Annotated in this window: 16 protein-coding genes; 4 read left to right on the top strand and 12 right to left on the bottom strand. The window is 59.9% G+C overall.

What is annotated here, in order from left to right:
• Window positions 1-50: 50 nt before the first annotated feature.
• The 3 genes from B5G09_RS10605 to B5G09_RS10615 are packed head-to-tail and all read left to right on the top strand — an operon-like array spanning window position 51 to window position 3,371.
• A complete protein-coding gene (locus B5G09_RS10605; protein ID WP_087405132.1) occupies window positions 51-1,256 on the top strand; it encodes a hypothetical protein in 1,206 nt (401 codons plus the stop codon).
• A gap of 16 nt (window positions 1,257-1,272) precedes the next feature.
• Complete coding sequence (gene gcvT, locus B5G09_RS10610; protein WP_087309883.1) at window positions 1,273-2,376, top strand: glycine cleavage system aminomethyltransferase GcvT; 1,104 nt, start codon at window positions 1,273-1,275, stop codon at window positions 2,374-2,376.
• A 26-nt stretch (window positions 2,377-2,402) separates the two neighbouring features.
• Entirely contained in the window at window positions 2,403-3,371 is a 969-nt protein-coding gene (locus B5G09_RS10615; protein WP_087405133.1) for a dihydroorotate dehydrogenase-like protein, read from the top strand.
• A gap of 165 nt (window positions 3,372-3,536) precedes the next feature.
• Here the strand turns inward: B5G09_RS10615 and B5G09_RS10620 are convergent, their stop codons facing one another.
• The 7 genes from B5G09_RS10620 to ftsY form a co-directional block, all read right to left on the bottom strand.
• Entirely contained in the window at window positions 3,537-5,129 is a 1,593-nt protein-coding gene (locus B5G09_RS10620) for a beta-N-acetylhexosaminidase (protein WP_087405134.1), read from the bottom strand.
• A gap of 335 nt (window positions 5,130-5,464) precedes the next feature.
• Window positions 5,465-6,109 carry an HD domain-containing protein gene (locus B5G09_RS10625; protein ID WP_087405135.1) on the bottom strand — a complete coding sequence of 215 codons (645 nt, stop codon included), beginning with the start codon at window positions 6,107-6,109 and terminating at the stop codon, window positions 5,465-5,467.
• Window positions 6,110-6,384: 275 nt separating this feature from the next.
• Window positions 6,385-7,932, bottom strand: a complete 1,548-nt coding sequence (gene rny, locus B5G09_RS10630) for a ribonuclease Y (protein WP_087309891.1) — start codon at window positions 7,930-7,932, stop codon at window positions 6,385-6,387.
• A 622-nt stretch (window positions 7,933-8,554) separates the two neighbouring features.
• Entirely contained in the window at window positions 8,555-8,848 is a 294-nt protein-coding gene (locus B5G09_RS10635; RefSeq protein ID WP_087309893.1) for a cell division protein ZapA, read from the bottom strand.
• Window positions 8,849-8,887: 39 nt separating this feature from the next.
• Window positions 8,888-9,217, bottom strand: a complete 330-nt coding sequence (locus B5G09_RS10640) for a hypothetical protein (protein ID WP_087405136.1) — start codon at window positions 9,215-9,217, stop codon at window positions 8,888-8,890.
• 67 nt (window positions 9,218-9,284) lie between these two features.
• On the bottom strand, window positions 9,285-10,583 hold the full coding sequence (gene rimO / locus B5G09_RS10645; RefSeq protein ID WP_087405137.1) for a 30S ribosomal protein S12 methylthiotransferase RimO: 1,299 nt from the start codon (window positions 10,581-10,583) through the stop codon (window positions 9,285-9,287).
• Window positions 10,570-11,571 (bottom strand): signal recognition particle-docking protein FtsY, encoded by a 1,002-nt coding sequence (ftsY, locus tag B5G09_RS10650; protein WP_087309899.1) that lies wholly within the window; start codon window positions 11,569-11,571, stop codon window positions 10,570-10,572. The genes rimO and ftsY overlap by 14 nt, the downstream gene beginning before the upstream one ends.
• A gap of 92 nt (window positions 11,572-11,663) precedes the next feature.
• Between ftsY and B5G09_RS10655 the strand changes: the two genes are divergently transcribed.
• Window positions 11,664-12,560 carry a hypothetical protein gene (locus B5G09_RS10655; protein WP_087405138.1) on the top strand — a complete coding sequence of 299 codons (897 nt, stop codon included), beginning with the start codon at window positions 11,664-11,666 and terminating at the stop codon, window positions 12,558-12,560.
• Between the two features lie 295 nt (window positions 12,561-12,855).
• Here the strand turns inward: B5G09_RS10655 and B5G09_RS10660 are convergent, their stop codons facing one another.
• The 5 genes from B5G09_RS10660 to rpmB all read right to left on the bottom strand — a co-directional run bounded on the left by B5G09_RS10660 (window position 12,856) and on the right by rpmB (window position 16,183).
• Window positions 12,856-14,091 carry a glycosyltransferase family 4 protein gene (locus B5G09_RS10660; protein WP_087405139.1) on the bottom strand — a complete coding sequence of 412 codons (1,236 nt, stop codon included), beginning with the start codon at window positions 14,089-14,091 and terminating at the stop codon, window positions 12,856-12,858.
• A 6-nt stretch (window positions 14,092-14,097) separates the two neighbouring features.
• On the bottom strand, window positions 14,098-15,297 hold the full coding sequence (locus B5G09_RS10665; RefSeq protein ID WP_087405163.1) for a glycosyltransferase: 1,200 nt from the start codon (window positions 15,295-15,297) through the stop codon (window positions 14,098-14,100).
• Between the two features lie 282 nt (window positions 15,298-15,579).
• Window positions 15,580-15,738: a DUF4295 domain-containing protein gene (locus B5G09_RS10670; protein ID WP_087309905.1), complete on the bottom strand. Its 159-nt coding sequence runs from the start codon at window positions 15,736-15,738 to the stop codon at window positions 15,580-15,582.
• A 13-nt stretch (window positions 15,739-15,751) separates the two neighbouring features.
• On the bottom strand, window positions 15,752-15,934 hold the full coding sequence (gene rpmG, locus B5G09_RS10675; RefSeq protein WP_087309907.1) for a 50S ribosomal protein L33: 183 nt from the start codon (window positions 15,932-15,934) through the stop codon (window positions 15,752-15,754).
• A 15-nt stretch (window positions 15,935-15,949) separates the two neighbouring features.
• Entirely contained in the window at window positions 15,950-16,183 is a 234-nt protein-coding gene (gene rpmB / locus B5G09_RS10680) for a 50S ribosomal protein L28 (protein WP_087309909.1), read from the bottom strand.
• Window positions 16,184-16,459: the final 276 nt, after the last annotated feature.

Below are 16,459 nucleotides of genomic sequence, written 5' to 3' on the forward strand. Positions count from 1 at the left end.
AAAATTGTTACCTTTGAACGTTGTAAACATCGAATTTAACGCTCAAGCCGATGAATAAGGAGAAATATACGTTGCAGGAGGTTACGACGCCGACTGTCGAGCGCGAGTGGCTCGACCTCCCGAAACGCATCTACAAGGGAAACCGCAACTGGGTCTGCCCGCTGGACGTCGACGTGCTGGAGGTCTTCGACCCCCGGCGCAACGACCTGTTTGCCGACGGCGAGGCCATCCGCTGGGTGGCGCGCAACGCACGGGGCGAGGTCGTGGGCCGTATCGCGGTCTTCTACAACCGCGAAAAGGCTGCTCTCGAGGAGCAGCCCACGGGCGGCTGCGGCTTCTTCGAATCGATCGAAGACCAGGAGGTGGCCAACCTGCTGTTCGACGCCGCACGGATGTGGCTCGCCAGCCGCGGCATGGAGGCCATGGACGGCCCGGTGAACTTCGGACAGCGCCGTGACTGGTGGGGCCTGCTGGTCGAGGGCTACGAGTTCCAGCCCCTCTACAAGAACCCCTACAACCCGCCCTACTACAAGGATCTGTTCGAAAACTACGGCTTCCGCAACTACTTCAACCAGCACAGTTTCATCTGGCGCGTGAACAACTCGGAGGCCAACAAGCAGATCTTCGCCCGCGCCAAGCGGCTCTATACCGTGCCGGGCTACCGCGTCGAGCACATCGACATGAAGAATCTCGAGGAGGCGGCCGAGAATTTCCGCGTGATCTACAACAAGGCCTGGGCCCTCTTCTCGGGGGTGAAGCCCATGACGCAGGAGGAGGCGCTGGCCATGGTCCACGAGATGAAGCCGATCATCGACCCGAACATCATCTTCTTCGCCTACTTCAACGACGAGCCGATCGGCTTCTTCATCACGGTGCCCGACCTGAACCGCCTGATCGGCAAGTTCAACGGCAAGTTCGGACTGTGGCAGAAGCTGCGCCTGATGTGGGACCTGAAGGTGCGCAAGTCGTGCGACCGCATCTTCGGGGTGATCTTCGGCATTACGCCCGAATTCCACGGCAAGGGGGTCGAGTCGGCCATCATGGTCAAGTACTACGAGTTCCTCGAGCTGACGAAGAACCCCTACAAAACGATGGAGCTGGCGTGGATCGGCGACTTCAACCCGGTGATGAACCGCATGATCGAGACCTACGTCTGCGCCACGCGCCACAAGGTCCACACGACCTACCGCTATCTGTTCGACCGTACGAAGGAGTTCCACCGCTGCCCGCGTCTGGGCGTGAAACGTCGCGAGTAACCACCAAACACCTGATATGAAAACCACCGTATTTACCGATTATCACATCGCCGCAGGGGCCAGGATGGCCGAATTTGCGGGTTATAACATGCCCATCGAGTTCACGGGCATCACCGACGAGCACATGACCGTGCGTCAGGGTGCGGGCGTCTTCGACGTGAGCCACATGGGCGAGATCTGGGTCAAGGGACCCAGGGCCGAGGCGCTGCTGCAGCGCATCACAACCAACGACGTGTCGAAGCTCTACGACGGCAAGGTGCAGTATTCGTGCATGCCGAACGGCCGCGGAGGCATCGTCGACGACATTCTGGTCTACCGCATCGACGCCCAGACCTACATGCTGTGCGTCAACGCCGCCAATATCGAGAAAGACTGGGCGCACATCTGCCGCGTGGGCGGCGAGGAGTTCGGCATGGAGGCCGGAGCCGGCAAGGAGCTCTACAACGCTTCGGACGAGATCTGCCAGCTGGCCGTACAGGGACCCCTGGCCATGAAGATCGTGCAGAAGATGTGCACGGAGCCGGTCGAGGAGATGGAGTACTATACGTTCCGCAAGATGGAGGTGGCCGGCTGCCGGGCGATCCTCTCGATCACGGGCTACACGGGTGCCGGAGGCTGCGAGATCTACGTGGCCAACGAGGATGGCGCCCGGCTGTGGAAGGCCCTCTGGGAGGCCGGTGCCGAGTACGGACTGAAGAATATCGGTCTGGGAGCGCGCGACACACTGCGCCTGGAGAAGGGCTTCTGCCTCTACGGCAACGACATCGACGACACAACCTCACCTATCGAGGCGGGGCTGGGCTGGATCACGAAGTTCGCCGAGGGGAAGAATTTCATCGACCGTCCGCTGTTGGAGCGCCAGAAGGCAGAGGGCGTTGCACGCAGGCTCGTCGGACTGAAGATGGTCGGGCGAGGCATTCCGCGCCACGGCTACGCGCTGGCCGATGCCGAAGGGCGTGCGATCGGCCACGTCACCTCGGGCACCATGTCGCCGTGTCTGAAGGTGGGCGTGGCGCTGGGCTACGTCGAGACTCCCTTTGCCAAGGTCGGCACGCAGGTTGATGTCATCATCCGCGAGAAGCCCGTGCGCGCCGAGGTGGTGAAGATTCCTTTTGTATAACGGATTACCAAAAAACGCATAGAAAGATGAAAACCGAATACCTGGGACTCGAACTTTCGAGTCCGGTCGTTGTGAGCAGTTCGCCCTACACGTCGAACAAGACCCATATCGAGGAGTGCGTACGCCACGGGGCGGGCGCCGTCGTATTGAAGTCGATCTTCGAGGAGCAGATCTACCGTCAGGCCGCCTCGCTGGACAAGATGGAGGGCTACGGGGATGCCGGCGAGTATCTCGAACGCTATCTGGGTGACGCCTACAAGGCCGAACTGTTGCAGCTGGTCAAGGATGCCGCCGCCCTGGGGGTGCCCGTCATCGGAAGCATCAACTGCATCGGCACGGGCGAGGCGTGGATCGACTACGCCACGTCGATGGAGGCTGCCGGAGCCTCGGCCCTCGAACTGAATATCTTCGTGCTGCCAACGGACCGTCACGCTTCGGCCGCGCAGATCGAGCAGCACTATGCCGACATCGTGCGCAAGGTGGCCTCGGCGGTGAAGATCCCCGTATCGGTCAAGCTCCCGATGCGGTTGACGAACGTCCTCTCGACGTGTGACACGCTGTTGGCCCGCGGTGCCAAGGGCGTGGTGCTCTACAACCGCTTCTTCGAACCCGATATCGACATCGAGAAGATGACTCTCCAGCCGGCCGATCCCTTCAGCGAGCCGAGCGAACTGCGCAACGTGCTGCGGAGCACGGCCCTCTGTTCGCACGTCCTGCCGCAGCTGGACGTGGCCGTTTCGACGGGTGTGCACGACGGTGCGGCGGCCGTCAAGGCGCTGCTGTGCGGCGCGAAGGCCGTTCAGATCTGCACGGCCATCCACAAGCACGGCTATGAGGTGATCGGGCAGATCGGCCGCTTCGTCGACGAGTGGGCTGCGCGCCACGGTTTCGATACGCTGGAGTCCTTCCGCGGACGGATGGACTACGGCTCGTCGCAGGGCGAATTCTTCCAGCGCGTACAGTACATGAAGTATTTCCCGCACGACGTTGAGTAGGCGCCGTCTGCGGCAGGAAAAAGCGGAGATCCTTTCGGGAATCTCCGCTTTTTTGTCGGGGGAGGGGGCCCGTCGTGCCGGTATCGCCTGCGGCCCCCCCCTCTGTTGTTTCGGTGCTTCAGCCGTTGTTACCGGTGCTTCAGCCGGTAGTTCTGTGTCTCGGCGCTATTCCCCGGCCACGGGTTTCTCGAAGAAGTAGGGGGCGTAGCGGTATCCGCACCGCTCGTAGATCTTGCGTAGATTCTCCATGCGGCGGCGGAAGTCGTTGATGTCGCGGCGGTCGTATGCCCATCCCACCTCGGCCAGTGCGGCGATGCGCGGCAGCACCATGTGCTGGACGTGGGCCAGCGAGGCCATGTACTCGGTCCAGATGTTGCCCTGTACGCCGAGGATGTAGGGGCGCTCGGCCTCGGTCAGCTGATCGTAGGGATCGAGCGAGTAGGCCTTCTCGACCGAAACGTATCCGCCGATTCCCCACGGTTCGTTGCCCAGGGGTTGCTCGGTCTGATAGTAGTCCAGATAGCAGTGGGTGTTGGGCGTCATGATCACCTTGTTGCCCGAACGGGCTGCGGCGATGCCTCCCTTGGCGCCGCGCCACGACATGATGGTGGCACTCTTCGAGATGCCTCCCTCGAGGATCTCGTCCCAGCCGATCAGGTGGCGTCCGTGCTCGTTGAGCCACTTCTCCATGCGCAGGACGAAATAGCTCTGCAGTCCGTGTTCGTCCTTGAGCTTTTCGTCGCGAATGCGCTTCTGGCAGTTGGGGCAGATCTTCCAGTTATCCTTCGGGCACTCGTCGCCGCCCACGTGGATGTATTCCGAGGGGAAGAGTTCGATCACCTCGGCCAGCACGTTCTGCATGAACTCGAAGGTTGAGTCCTTGCCGGCGCAGAAGACCTCGGGGAAGACACCCCAGTGGGGCTGCACCTCGTATCCTTCGCCGGCGCAGCCCAGCCAGGGATAGGCTGTCAGAGCGGCCGAAGCGTGGCCCGGCATCTCGATCTCGGGAACCACGGTGACGAACCGTTCGGCGGCATAGGCCACCACCTCGCGGATCTGTTTCTGGGTGTAGTAGCCGCCGTAGGGGATGCCGTCACAGGCCGGCGAGTTGTGTCCGAGGACCGTCTCGGCGCGCTGCGAACCGACGCGCGTCAGTTCGGGATAGCGGTGAATTTCGATGCGCCAGCCCTGATCGTCGGTCAGGTGCCAGTGGAAACGGTTGATCTTGTGCAGGGCCAGCATGTCGATGAAGGTCTTGACATCGTCGACCGAAAAGAAGTGGCGGCAGCAGTCGAGCATCGCCCCGCGGTATCCGAACGAGGGGGCATCCTCGACCGTCACCTCGGGGAGCGTCGCGCCATACTGGGTCAGCAACTGCCGCAGCGTCTGCAGTCCGTAGAAGACTCCGGCCGGCGCTCCGCCCCGGATATCGACACCCTGCTTCGTAATGTTGAGCTGATAGGCCTCTTCGCCGAGCTTCGGATCGATGGCCAGACGGATATCGCCCTCAGGCTTCTCGACGACCTTCAGCGCAAGATTCGCTTCCCGGGCAATCTGTCGGGAGAAGAGCTCCGCGGCACCGCGCAGCGCCTTGTCTGAGCGTGGAATGCTGATACGGCTGTCGGCCGTCAGGGTGATGGCTTTCGAGCCGTTGCTGGTGACCTGTTGGGGTACGGGAACGATCGCGGGCTGATCTGCTGCCGCGAAGCCGGACCCTGCCAGAGTGAGCGCAAAGGCCGACAAAAGGAATTTTTTCATCGTTTGTTTTATTGGTTCAGATTAGTGTGAAGCTCGGCTTGGTGTCATGCCGGCCGTCGGCGCAGCAAAACTTCATAAAGATACGCTTTTTTAGGTAAAATCCGTAAGAAATTCCTCCTTTTTGTCCTTCGGACCGCATTTTCCCCGGGCGAGAGGCCCGTTTCCGGGGCAGCCGTTGCGTGGTCGGGTCTTTGGACGGGGTCTGTGCGGGCCCTCTCCTGTCGGAGTCGCTCTCCCTGCCCGCGTCCGTGGGCTTTCTGTTTGAAGCGGATTCATCCGGGAGGTCTTTTGTCGGAGTCTGCCGGGGACTGCCGGTCCGAAATGCGGCGGTTCGGTTATAATCCGGATGTTCGGATCTCGATGTCGAACAGGTGGTCGAAACGGTCGCGCAGCTGCTGCGCGTCGTTGATGATCCGTCGCAGTTCGTCAAGACGTCGGGCATTCTCCGAGGGGACGATCCACAGCCGCAGGTAGCCCCCTTCGGCATATTTTTCCCGCAGATGTCCGGCACAGCGTGCAAAGTGCCCCTCGCGGTCGAGCTCCGGGTAGTGGGCCAGGCTGTACTGGATCGTGCGGCGGAGGACCGTCTCGGGGTCGATTTGTCGGTCGGCCTCGGCAACGATGCGTCCGTAGATCGAACGCGGGGCGTGATCCGATGAGGCGCGGTGGTCCTCAACGGCTTCGCGCATCGTGCGGATCTCTTCTTCCGGGAACCAGCGGCGCAGTTCCGGGTCGGCTTCGAGAATGCGCCCCGCGTCGAGGTGGTGGTGCTCGCGGCCGTTGACGAGTCCCGTATCGTGGTAGGCGGCGATCGTGTAGACCATTTCGGCGTTGACCTCGCAGTCGGCAGCCAGCGTCAGGCTGCGGTCGATCACCGCGCGTACGTGGTCGAGGTTATGCGCCCGGTCGAACGTCCGGTAGCGGGGGATGATCTGTTGCTCGATATAGTCGCGGAGTTCGCGGCGGATTTCCGGCTTCATGGCTTCTGTCTCTTTTGCCGGTTGGTGTACGAAAAATCCTTCGGAACCGACCGAAGGATTTTTTGTGTGTGGTGTTTCGAGTTTTTCGAGGGTTTTCCTATTTGCGAGTTTCGGGGGATTCGTTCGTTTCTGTCCGGTTCCATTGTTCGGCTCTTGCATCGCCCGGTTTCAGCATCGTCCCGGCTCTTGCATCGCCCGGTTTCAGCATCTCCCGGTCCCTGCATCGTCCCGGCTCCGTATCGCCTGTGCCCCCCCCCTTGTTCGGCCCCTCCGGGCTACTTGGCGTAGGCGACGGCGCGGGTTTCGCGGATGACGGTGATCTTCACCTGGCCCGGGTAGGTCATCTCGTCCTGGATCTTCTTGGCGATATCGTGCGAGAGTCCCTCCGATTCCTGGTCGGAGAGTTTGTCGGCTCCGACGATTACACGCAGTTCGCGTCCGGCCTGGATGGCGTAGGTCTTCACGACGCCGGGGTACGACAGTGCGATATCCTCCATCTCCTTCAGACGCTTGATGTAACTCTCGACTACCTCGCGGCGGGCTCCCGGACGGGCTCCCGAGATGGCATCGCAGGCCTGGATGATCGGGGCGATGAGCGAGGTCATCTCCACCTCGTCGTGGTGGGCGCCGATGGCGTTGCAGACCTCGGGGCGCTCCTTGTATTTCTCGGCGAGCTTCATGCCGATGATTGCGTGCGGCAGTTCGGGCTCGTCGTCGGGCACCTTGCCGATATCGTGCAGCAGACCGGCACGGCGGGCGATCTTGGGGTTCAGACCCAGTTCGGAAGCCATGATACCGGCCAGGTTGGCCGTCTCACGGGCGTGCTGCAGCAGGTTCTGGCCGTAGGACGAACGGTATTTCATCTTGCCGATCAGACGGATCATCTCGGGGTGCAGACCGTGGATACCCAGGTCGATGGCCGTGCGTTTGCCGACCTCGACGATCTCCTCCTCGATCTGTTTCTTGACCTTGGCTACGACCTCCTCGATGCGGGCCGGGTGGATGCGGCCGTCGGTGACGAGCTGGTGGAGTGCCAGACGGGCGATTTCGCGGCGCACGGGGTCGAATCCCGAGAGGATGATGGCCTCGGGGGTGTCGTCGACGATGATCTCGATGCCGGTGGCGGCCTCCAGGGCCCGGATGTTGCGGCCCTCACGGCCGATGATGCGGCCCTTGACCTCGTCGCTCTCGATGTTGAATACCGTGACGGCATTCTCGATGGCGGTTTCGGTGGCCACGCGCTGGATCGAGGCGACGATGATGCGTTTGGCCTCCTTCGTGGCGGTCATCTTGGCCTCTTCGATCGTCTCGTTGATATAGGCGGCGGCTTCGGTCTTGGCCTCGGCCTTCATGTTCTCCATGAGGATGTTCTTGGCCTCCTCGGTGCTCATGCCGGAGATCTGTTCGAGGCGGACGTTCTGTTCGCGGCGCACCTGGTCGATCTCCTCCTTCTTGTGCTCGAGGATCTGCAACTGGTTCTGCATCTGCTCCTTGAGACGATCGTTGTCGCGGAGCTTGTTCTCCAGGTCGCGTTCCTTGTTCTGGAGGTTCTGCTCGAGCTGCTTGGCGCGCTGTTCGCTCTGGTTGAGTTTCTGGTTGCGCTCGTTTACCTGACGGTCGTATTCGCTCTTGAGTTGGATGAATTTCTCCTTGGCCTGAAGGATTCGCTCCTTCTTGATCATCTCGGCTTCGGCTTCGGCCTCCTTGAGTGCGGCATCGCGGCGTTTGCGGATCGTGTTCTTGACGACGAAGTTCGTAATCACCGCGTAAATCGCAATGGCGACCACTGCCGAGATGCAGGCTACCAAAATGGTGGTATACATTGGTCTTTATGTGTTTTTAATTTATAAATAGGTGTTAGTTAGTAAATTCAAAAAAAAACCGCATAGCTTCCTTAGTCTCGTTTGACGAATCTGCAAGATAGGTCATGTGTGGGGGCTCCGAGTATCGCAATCTTCCAACGGTGCGCCGTAACGCACTCCCCAATGCGGGTAGTAAGGCCTGATTTTGAAGCATCGGGAGTTGCCCCAATATAATAAAGTGTTCAGTTTCGCAAAGCTTTAAGGAATCTATGCGGGTAGATTCTGATATGTAAAAAGAACGTTGTCGAGGTTGGGTGCGGTTCGTATGCCGCCTGCGGCCCCTCTTTTTGCTATCGGTTCGGGTTTCCGGCTTTCGGGCCCTCCGTTTCGGATCAGCCCTTTCGGCCGGATTCCTCCGGTAATTTTTCGTCTCGTCTGTCTCTTCTCTTCGTCTTTCTTTTTCCTCCTGTTCGGCCTTTTTTTTTCCCCCCCCCTCAGAGTGCCCTTACGACCATTCCTTCAGAGCGTCCTTACGACCTTCCCTCCTTCTCCGTCTTCTCCGTCTTCTCCCTCCTTCTCCGTTGCCCCGTTGCTCTTTTGTTGCCCCTTGCTCCGTTAGCCCCCCCCCTGGAGGCCCCTCCGGTCAGAGGGTGTTGAGGTAGGTGTCGATGTCGGAACTGATCTTCTCGAGGTGTTTGAGATCCTCGTTGTCGAGTTCGCGGCTCTGTCGGATGCTGACGTTTGCGATGGCGAACTTCAGGGCGGCCATGGCTAGGTAATCCTGCTCACCCCAACCCTTGATGTTCTGCTGCTTGATCAGCGCGACATAGGAGTTTACCTCTCTTTCGGCCAGACGATAGGCCTCCTCTTTTCCGCTTTCGATGTTGAAAGGGTAGCTTTTGCCGGCTATCTTGAGGGTTATCGCCTGTTTTGCCATTTTCTGTTTTTTTATATTCGTTTCGTCTCGGGTTACGCTCTACTTCCCGTTTTTGGCCGATGGGGCATCGGGGAGTGCGGCGGATTGGCCCAGCAGTGCGATGCACTTGTCAACCTCCCGCATCAGTCTGTTGACACGTGCCCTCGCCTTTTCGCGATTCGGACCTCCGCCGGCAAGACCTTCGGCAAGCTGCATCCTGGCTACCTCGGCATCCAGAATCCGGATCCGCTCCTCGAGCGAACGCTTCTCGATGCGCAGGGCATCGCGTTGGGCGGTCAGCTCGCTGCAGCGTTCGGAGAGCCTTTTGTGGTCGTCGATCAACTGCCTGACACGGGCTTCGATGTTCGTTATCACGCTTTTATCGGCCATCGGTGTCGGTATGAGTCCGTTTTGCTTTTTCAAAGGTAAGCAAAAAAAGGATAAAACACAAATTATTTTATTTGCCGATGGGCGAAGCGTAGAGATCGTAGTCCTCGGCCGCGTCGATCCGCACGCGGTAGAAGTGGCCCTTGAGCAGCCGTTTCTCTCCGGCCGGGATGAGGATCTCCTGGTCGACCTCGGGCGAATCGTACTGCGTGCGGCCCACATACCAGTCGCCCTGGCGCGAGTCGATCAGCACCCGCTCCTCGCGTCCCACGCGGCGGCGGTTGTTCTCGAGCGAGATTTCGTTCTGCAGCGCCATGATGCGCTCGACGCGCTGCTGCTTGACCTCCTCGGGGACGTCGTTGCGGAGCTTCTCGGCCGACCAGGTCCCCTCCTCCTCGGAGTAGGCGAAGACGCCGAGCCGCTCGAAGCGCACCTCGCGCACGAAGTCGAGCAGCTCCTCGAAGTCGGCCTCCGTTTCGCCCGGATAGCCCACAAGCAGTGTCGTGCGCAGCGCCAGATCGGGGATCGCCGCACGCAGTTTGTGGATCAGCTCCAGCGCCTCGGCCTTCGTGTGGCGGCGCAGCATGGCCGAGAGCTGTGCGTCGGAGATGTGCTGGAACGGGATGTCGAGGTATTTGCAGATCTTGGGCTCCGAGGCCATCACCTCGATCACATCCTCGGGGAAGGCCGCCGGATAGGCGTAGTGGAGGCGGATCCACTCGATGCCGTCGATGCGGCACAGACGGCGCAGCAACTCGCCCAGGCGGCGTTTGCCGTAGAGGTCCAGTCCATAATAGGTGGTGTCCTGCGCGATGACGATCAGTTCGCGCACGCCTGCGGCAGCCAGTTTGCGGGCCTCCTCCTCCAGCTCCTCGATCGGTACGGAAACGTGTGGTCCGCGGATGAGCGGAATGGCGCAGTAGCCGCATTTCCAGTTGCACCCCTCGGAGATCTTCAGGTAGGCGTAATGTTTCGGCGTGGTGAGGTGGCGTTCGGTCACCAGCTCGGGATCCTCCGAGGCCCCCAGTGCGCGGACGATGCCGTCCCACGTGCGGGCCCCGAAGTATTCGTCCACTTCGGGAATCTCGCGGCGCAGTTCGTCGGCGTAGCGCTCCGAGAGGCATCCGATGACGAAGAGGTGCTCGATGCGTCCGGCCTTCTTGGCCTCGGCGGCGCGGAGGATCATCTCGATGGACTCCTGCTTGGCGTCGCCGATGAAGCCGCACGTGTTGATCACGACCACCTTGGCATCCGTGCGGTCGCTGTCGAAAAGAACCTCGTAGCCCGCGGCGGCCAACCGTGCCATGAGGTGCTCGCTGTCGACGGTGTTCTTCGAGCAGCCGAGCGTGATGACGTTAATCTTTTTCATGGCCGAACAATGCGTTGACAAACTCCCGACGGTCGAAGATGCGCAGCTGGTCGATCCCCTCGCCGATGCCGATGTAGCGCACCGGGATGTGGAACTGGTCGCTGATGCCGATCACCACGCCGCCCTTGGCCGTGCCGTCGAGCTTGGTGATGGCCAGCGAGGTGACCTGCGTGGCCTGGGTGAACTGCCGCGCCTGTTCGAAGGCGTTCTGTCCGGTCGAGCCGTCCAACACGAGCATCACCTCGTGCGGGGCGCCGGGGATCACCTTGCCCATGACGTTGCGGATCTTCGTCAGCTCGTTCATCAGGTTGATCTTGTTGTGCAGACGCCCGGCCGTGTCGATCAGCACCACGTCGGCGCCGTTGGCCTTGGCCGAGGTGAGCGTGTCGTAGGCCACCGACGCGGGGTCGGAGCCCATCTGCTGGTGGATCATCGTGGCACCGGCGCGGTCGGCCCAGACCTGCAGCTGGTCGATGGCCGCGGCACGGAACGTGTCGGCCGCCCCGATCCAGACCTTGCGGCCGGCCTTGACGAGCTGTGCGGCCAGTTTGCCGATGGTCGTGGTCTTGCCGGCGCCGTTCACCCCGACAACCATTACCACGTAGGGTTCGCCCTCGCGGGCGTCGAGCCCGAAGTGCGTGTCCGAGCCGTGGGCCTCCTCAAGCAGCGCGGTGATCTCCTCGCGCAGGATGCGCTGCAGTTCGGAGGTATTCATGTACTTGTCGCGGGCAACGCGCTCCTCGATGCGGCGGATGATCTTCACGGTGGTCTCCACGCCGACGTCCGAGGTGATGAGCACCTCCTCCAGGTCGTCGAGCACGTCGGCATCGACCGTCGAGCGTCCGGCCACGGCGCGTGCCAGCTTCGAGAAGAGACCGCTCTTGGTCTTCTCCAGCCCGGCGTCCAACTCCTGCTGCTGCTTCCGGAGCTGCTCTTCGGAGGCGGGCGCCTCCTGCTGTTTCTTGCGGAAAATATCGAAAAATGCCATGTGTGGAATTTTTACGCGTTCATAATTGCGACAAAGATACGAAGAATGTTTGGAAAAGCGTTATCTTTGCTGCACAACCCGTACCAGAGAAGATGAAAAGAATCGCACTGCTGCTTCTGGCAGCCTTTTTCGGGGCTTTCGCAGCCTCTGCTCAGGACCTGATCGTGAAGATCGACTCGACGAAGATCGAGGCCCGGGTGATCGAGATTTCGCCCGAGAGTGTCCGCTACAAACGCTTTTCCAATCCCGAGGGTCCGACCTACCTCCTGCCCACGGCCGAGATCCACTACATCCGCTACGCCAACGGCGAGATGGAGTATTATACGCGAGCGGCGGTTCCTGCCGTACCGGCGGTCCCCGAGGCCGTAAATCCTGCCGGGGAGCCGCAGGCCGTCCCCGCACCGCTCATGACGCAGACGGGCGGCGGGCAGTATGTGCTCAAGGAGTACGAGATCGGGGAGTTGTATGATCACAACGGCGTGAAGGGGGTTGTGTGCCTGCTTTCGGATGACAAGCGCCACGGCCTGGTTCTTTCGCTCGACGAGATCTACCTCCACTGGAGCGAATTCCGCAAACCGGATCTGCGACTGGTCGGCGCCGACGACCGGACCGACGGTGCGGAGAACATGGTCCGGGTGGCCCGCTACATCGAGGAGAACAACCTTTCGTGGGAGGATTTCCCGGCCTTCAAGTGGTGCCGCGACAAGGGCGAGGGGTGGTATCTCCCCTCGATTGACGAACTGCTGACGATCGGCCACAACTACAACGGCGGTTCGCGTCTGCACAACGACCGTCAGGCCCGCAACAAGTTCAACGAAGCCCTGAAGGATGCCGGCGGAAAACGCATGGACCGGATGGTCTACTACTTCTCGTCGACCGAGATGGATGAGAAGAACGCCTACACCTCGCACATGAGCATCGAACCTCCGTACGTGGTGGAGATTCCGAAATACAACAAGTTCCTCGTGCGGGCTGTGCACCGTTTCTGAGGCGGATCCGGGACGGATACACGGCTGCGCAGAAGAGACCTCGGCCGGGAATCGGGGGCGACCTCTCGACATGCACGGCAAGACCAGAAAAGGACGGAGCGCTGTCATGCGTTCCGTCCTTTTTTTGCGGGTTCTTGCCGGATTTTGCAGAGCCGGTTTTGCCGGGTCGGTCGTGATGCGGTCGGGTTGCCCCCCCCCTTGCTGCCTCTCGGTCACCTTCCAGCCGCCATTTGGTGCCTTTCTGCCGTTGTCCTACAAGGCCCTGCCGTCAACCTGTCCCCGCCTCAGGTCCCTCTCAGAGACTCTCGATCAGGGCTCGCAGCCGGGGAATGATCACCTCCCAGGAGTAGTATTTCTCGACGTAGGCCGGTCCGCGCTCGGCAATCTGCCGCCGCAGTACCCCGTCTTCAAGCAGGCGGTGCAGCTTCCGCCGGAAGTCACGCCAGTTGTTGTACCACAGCGCTGCACCGCTCAACCGGCAGTGATCCTTCATCACCTCGCTTTGTCCGTTCACCAGCACGGGAATGCGGTTCTGCATCGCCTCGAGCATCAGCAGCGAAAGGCTCTCCTGGGCCGAAGGGTTGATCAACAGGGCGGCGTGGCGGATGATGGCGCTCTTCTCCGCATCATCGACAAATCCCGTCAGAATCACCTCCCCGGAATCGGGGCGTTCGATCTCCGGATCGATGCCCCCGACCAGCACCAGCTTGACATCGCCGCCGTATTTCCGTTTGTATTTCAGAAACTCGGGGATGATGCGGCCGATCTTCTGCCGCGTGACGCGTCCCAGGTAGAGGATGTACCGCTCGGGCAGGGCGTAACGCTGTCGGACCCTCTCCCAGTCGGCCGGTTCGACCTGCTCGATACCACACCCCACGATGCTGCCGGGAGCCATGGCCCGACCGAAGATCCGGCGGCACAACCGCTCCTCGGCCGGGGTGTTGAAGGCAATGTGGGCTACACGGGTGAACATCCCGACGCTGATGCCGTAGTAGAGCGAATGGTTGGGGTGGGCCAGCGGGATGAGAATGCTCTTTTCGGGAGCGATCGTGGCACCCAGAACCGTCTGGCTGAAATAGTAGTTCATGAAGAGCAGGGCCTGATAGTTGTTGCCGTGGTCCCGGATGTAGTCCATCATTTGCGGCGAGTGGCCGGGCTGTGATTCGAAGGTACGGCGCTCGTCCTCGATCCCCGACGTCCAGTCCGGGTGGAGCGAGGAGATGAGCGACAGAAGACCCGCACGCCGAAGCCACAACCGGATTCTCCGTGTCCTTTTTGCCCGTTTATAGAGTTGCCGGTGAGCTTCACCGTTGATTGGCCGGGGGCTGAACCGCCGGATCGTAACCTTGTTTTCGATCGTGATGCCCTCGGGAAAATCCTGCGACCGGTCGTCGAAGACCCGCATGGTGGTGGTCAGCACCTCGACGTCGTAATAGGGGGTCAGCCGTTCGGCCAGCATGCGGCAATGGGCTTCGGCCCCACCGTTCACCTCTTTGCCGTAACGGATGATGATGAAGGCGATTCTCTTCATGGTATGTCAGTTCAGCTCCTTGAAAAGTCTGAGCCACTCTTCTCCGATTCGTTCCAGATCGTAGTTGGTCGCCTGCAGATAACACTGTTCGCGCATCCGGGTCTGGGCCTCCTCGTCGAGCATCGCCTCCTTTAGCCGTTGGGCATAGGCCCGTTCACTGAAGGCTGGGATCTCGATGCCGGCCTGGCCGTGGCAGGTGATGCTGTGGATGGCGGCGAAGGAGTCGAAGGAAACGGGGATGGCACCGTATTGCTGCCCTTCGAGCAGCGACATGGGAAGTCCCTCGAAGTTGGAGGTCAGGCAGACGAACGATGCCCGACGGTAGTAGGGGGCTACATTTGTTTGGTAACCCGGAAATTCGACGTGACGGAGTTTCAACCGTCGGGCCATCTTTTCCAGCTGCTCCTTTTCGGCCCCCTGTCCGAGGATCAGCAATTTCCAGTCGGGAACCGCCTGTTCGATTTGGTGCCAGATACGGAGCAGACGGTCTACTCGCTTGTCTTCGTAGCACAGACGCCCGACATAGAGGACGATCTTCTCCTTGTGAGTATGTACCGGCTCTTCGGGGGGAAGCAGCGGATTCGGGATCGACAGGAAACGTGATGCCGGGATATCATGCTTCGGGCCGAGATAATTTCGCAGCAGTTGTTCCATCTCTTGCCGATATTCGGGGCAGAGCATGACCATTCGGTCGACGTAGGGCAGGATGTTGGCATAGGTTCTCAGTGTCCGCCGTTTGGGTTTGTTGGTGAGCCGGTTGAGTGGACGGCGGATCAGCAGAAACTCCATTCGGTATCCGAAATCCTTGCGCAGCAGATCCTGAACCCGTTTGTTGCGAATGGCATAGACTTCCCACATTGGGATGCTGTGCAGGCAGAAGATTATTTTGCAGCCTACCTGGCGGCGGATCTCCTCGAACGGTGCGTTGGTGATGCCCTGGACGATCAGACAGTCGACATTTTCCTTCTTCAGTGATTCGCAGAAGGCCTGCTTGTCGACAGTTATGGCGTTGGGCAGATGAGGTACGGCATGGATCGTGAAGGCTTGCCGATCCGCCTCGGTGATAAGATCCGCGTTGAGCTGGTCGCCGTAGACCAGAATCCGATAACCGTATTTCAAGAAGAAGTGTCCCAGGTGATGGGTTACCGTTTCTCCTCCCCCTCCCGGGTATCGCCAGTTCAGAAAAGCGATAGTCTTGATGTCCATGTTGTTCACTGCTTCGGATAATTGTGTTAAAGATAGCTCTTTTTGTCGAGACTGCCAAACGGAACCGCCAAATCCTCGGCAGGGTGTGGTGAGCACGTTCCGGGGGCGCTGACGTACCGCTGGGGGAGACGGTGGGATGGCGTTGGGGTGGAGCCGTTGCCGGAACTGTCGGCGGGACACGCCCCTTGCCTGCGCTTCTCTCTTCTCCCCTCCCACATATACACAAAGGGCACCTCCTTGCGAGATGCCCTTTGTATTTAAGAGTGTCGACTCTTAAAATACTTATTTCTTCTCCTCGAAGAAATCCTTTACCTGGTCGTTGGCAATGATACCCTCCTTGAACATGTAGGCTCCGGTCTTGTCGGACTTGACCATCTTGATGCACTTGGTGAACTGCTTGCCTGTACCGGTCTTCAGCGTTGCGACTACTTTCTTTGCCATAGAGCTCTTCTAACTATTTGATTTCACGGTGTAAGGTTACACGCTTGAGGAACGGGTTGTACTTTTTGCGTTCGAGACGTTCGGGCGTGTTTTTCTTGTTTTTGGTGGTGATGTAACGGGACATTCCCGCAACGCCGCTCTCTTTCTGCTCGGTGCACTCGAGAATTACCTGCACTCTGTTGCCTTTCTTTGCCATGGGTTACAGTTGATTTTAGTAGACGCTTTTGGGAGCGGCAGCCTCACGCATGGCTACTGCAAGCCCCTTCTTGTTGATGGTTTTCATGCCGGCGGCCGATACCTTCAGGGTGATCCAGCGGCCTTCCTGCTCGGACCAGAAACGCTTGGTTTTCAGATTGGGACTGAATTTGCGTTTGGTCTTGTGGTGGGAGTGGGATACGTTGTTGCCCACAACGGCCACCTTGCCAGTGATTTCGCAAACTTTCATGGTTCTAAAATTTTGTTAAAGCCCTTTTTGGGCTTGCAAATATACAACCTTTTCGTCAAAACGCAAAGCGCGTTGACTTTTTTTCGGTTCGGCCGCCTGTTTCCGGCCGTAATTTTCCGCGATGCCGTTTTTTAGCCGGTGTTTTTCTGCGGCTGCTTTTCTTTCGCCCGCCGGGTCCTCTTTTCCTCTCCGCCCCTCTCTGCCTGGTTCTCTCCCGTTCTGCCGGGTTCTTCCCCTCTCTCCTCCGGGTTGCCGCTGTGCCGTCCGGTTGTTTAT

This window comes from Alistipes sp. An54 (genome assembly GCF_002159375.1).
GTDB classification, from domain to species: domain Bacteria; phylum Bacteroidota; class Bacteroidia; order Bacteroidales; family Rikenellaceae; genus Alistipes; species Alistipes megaguti.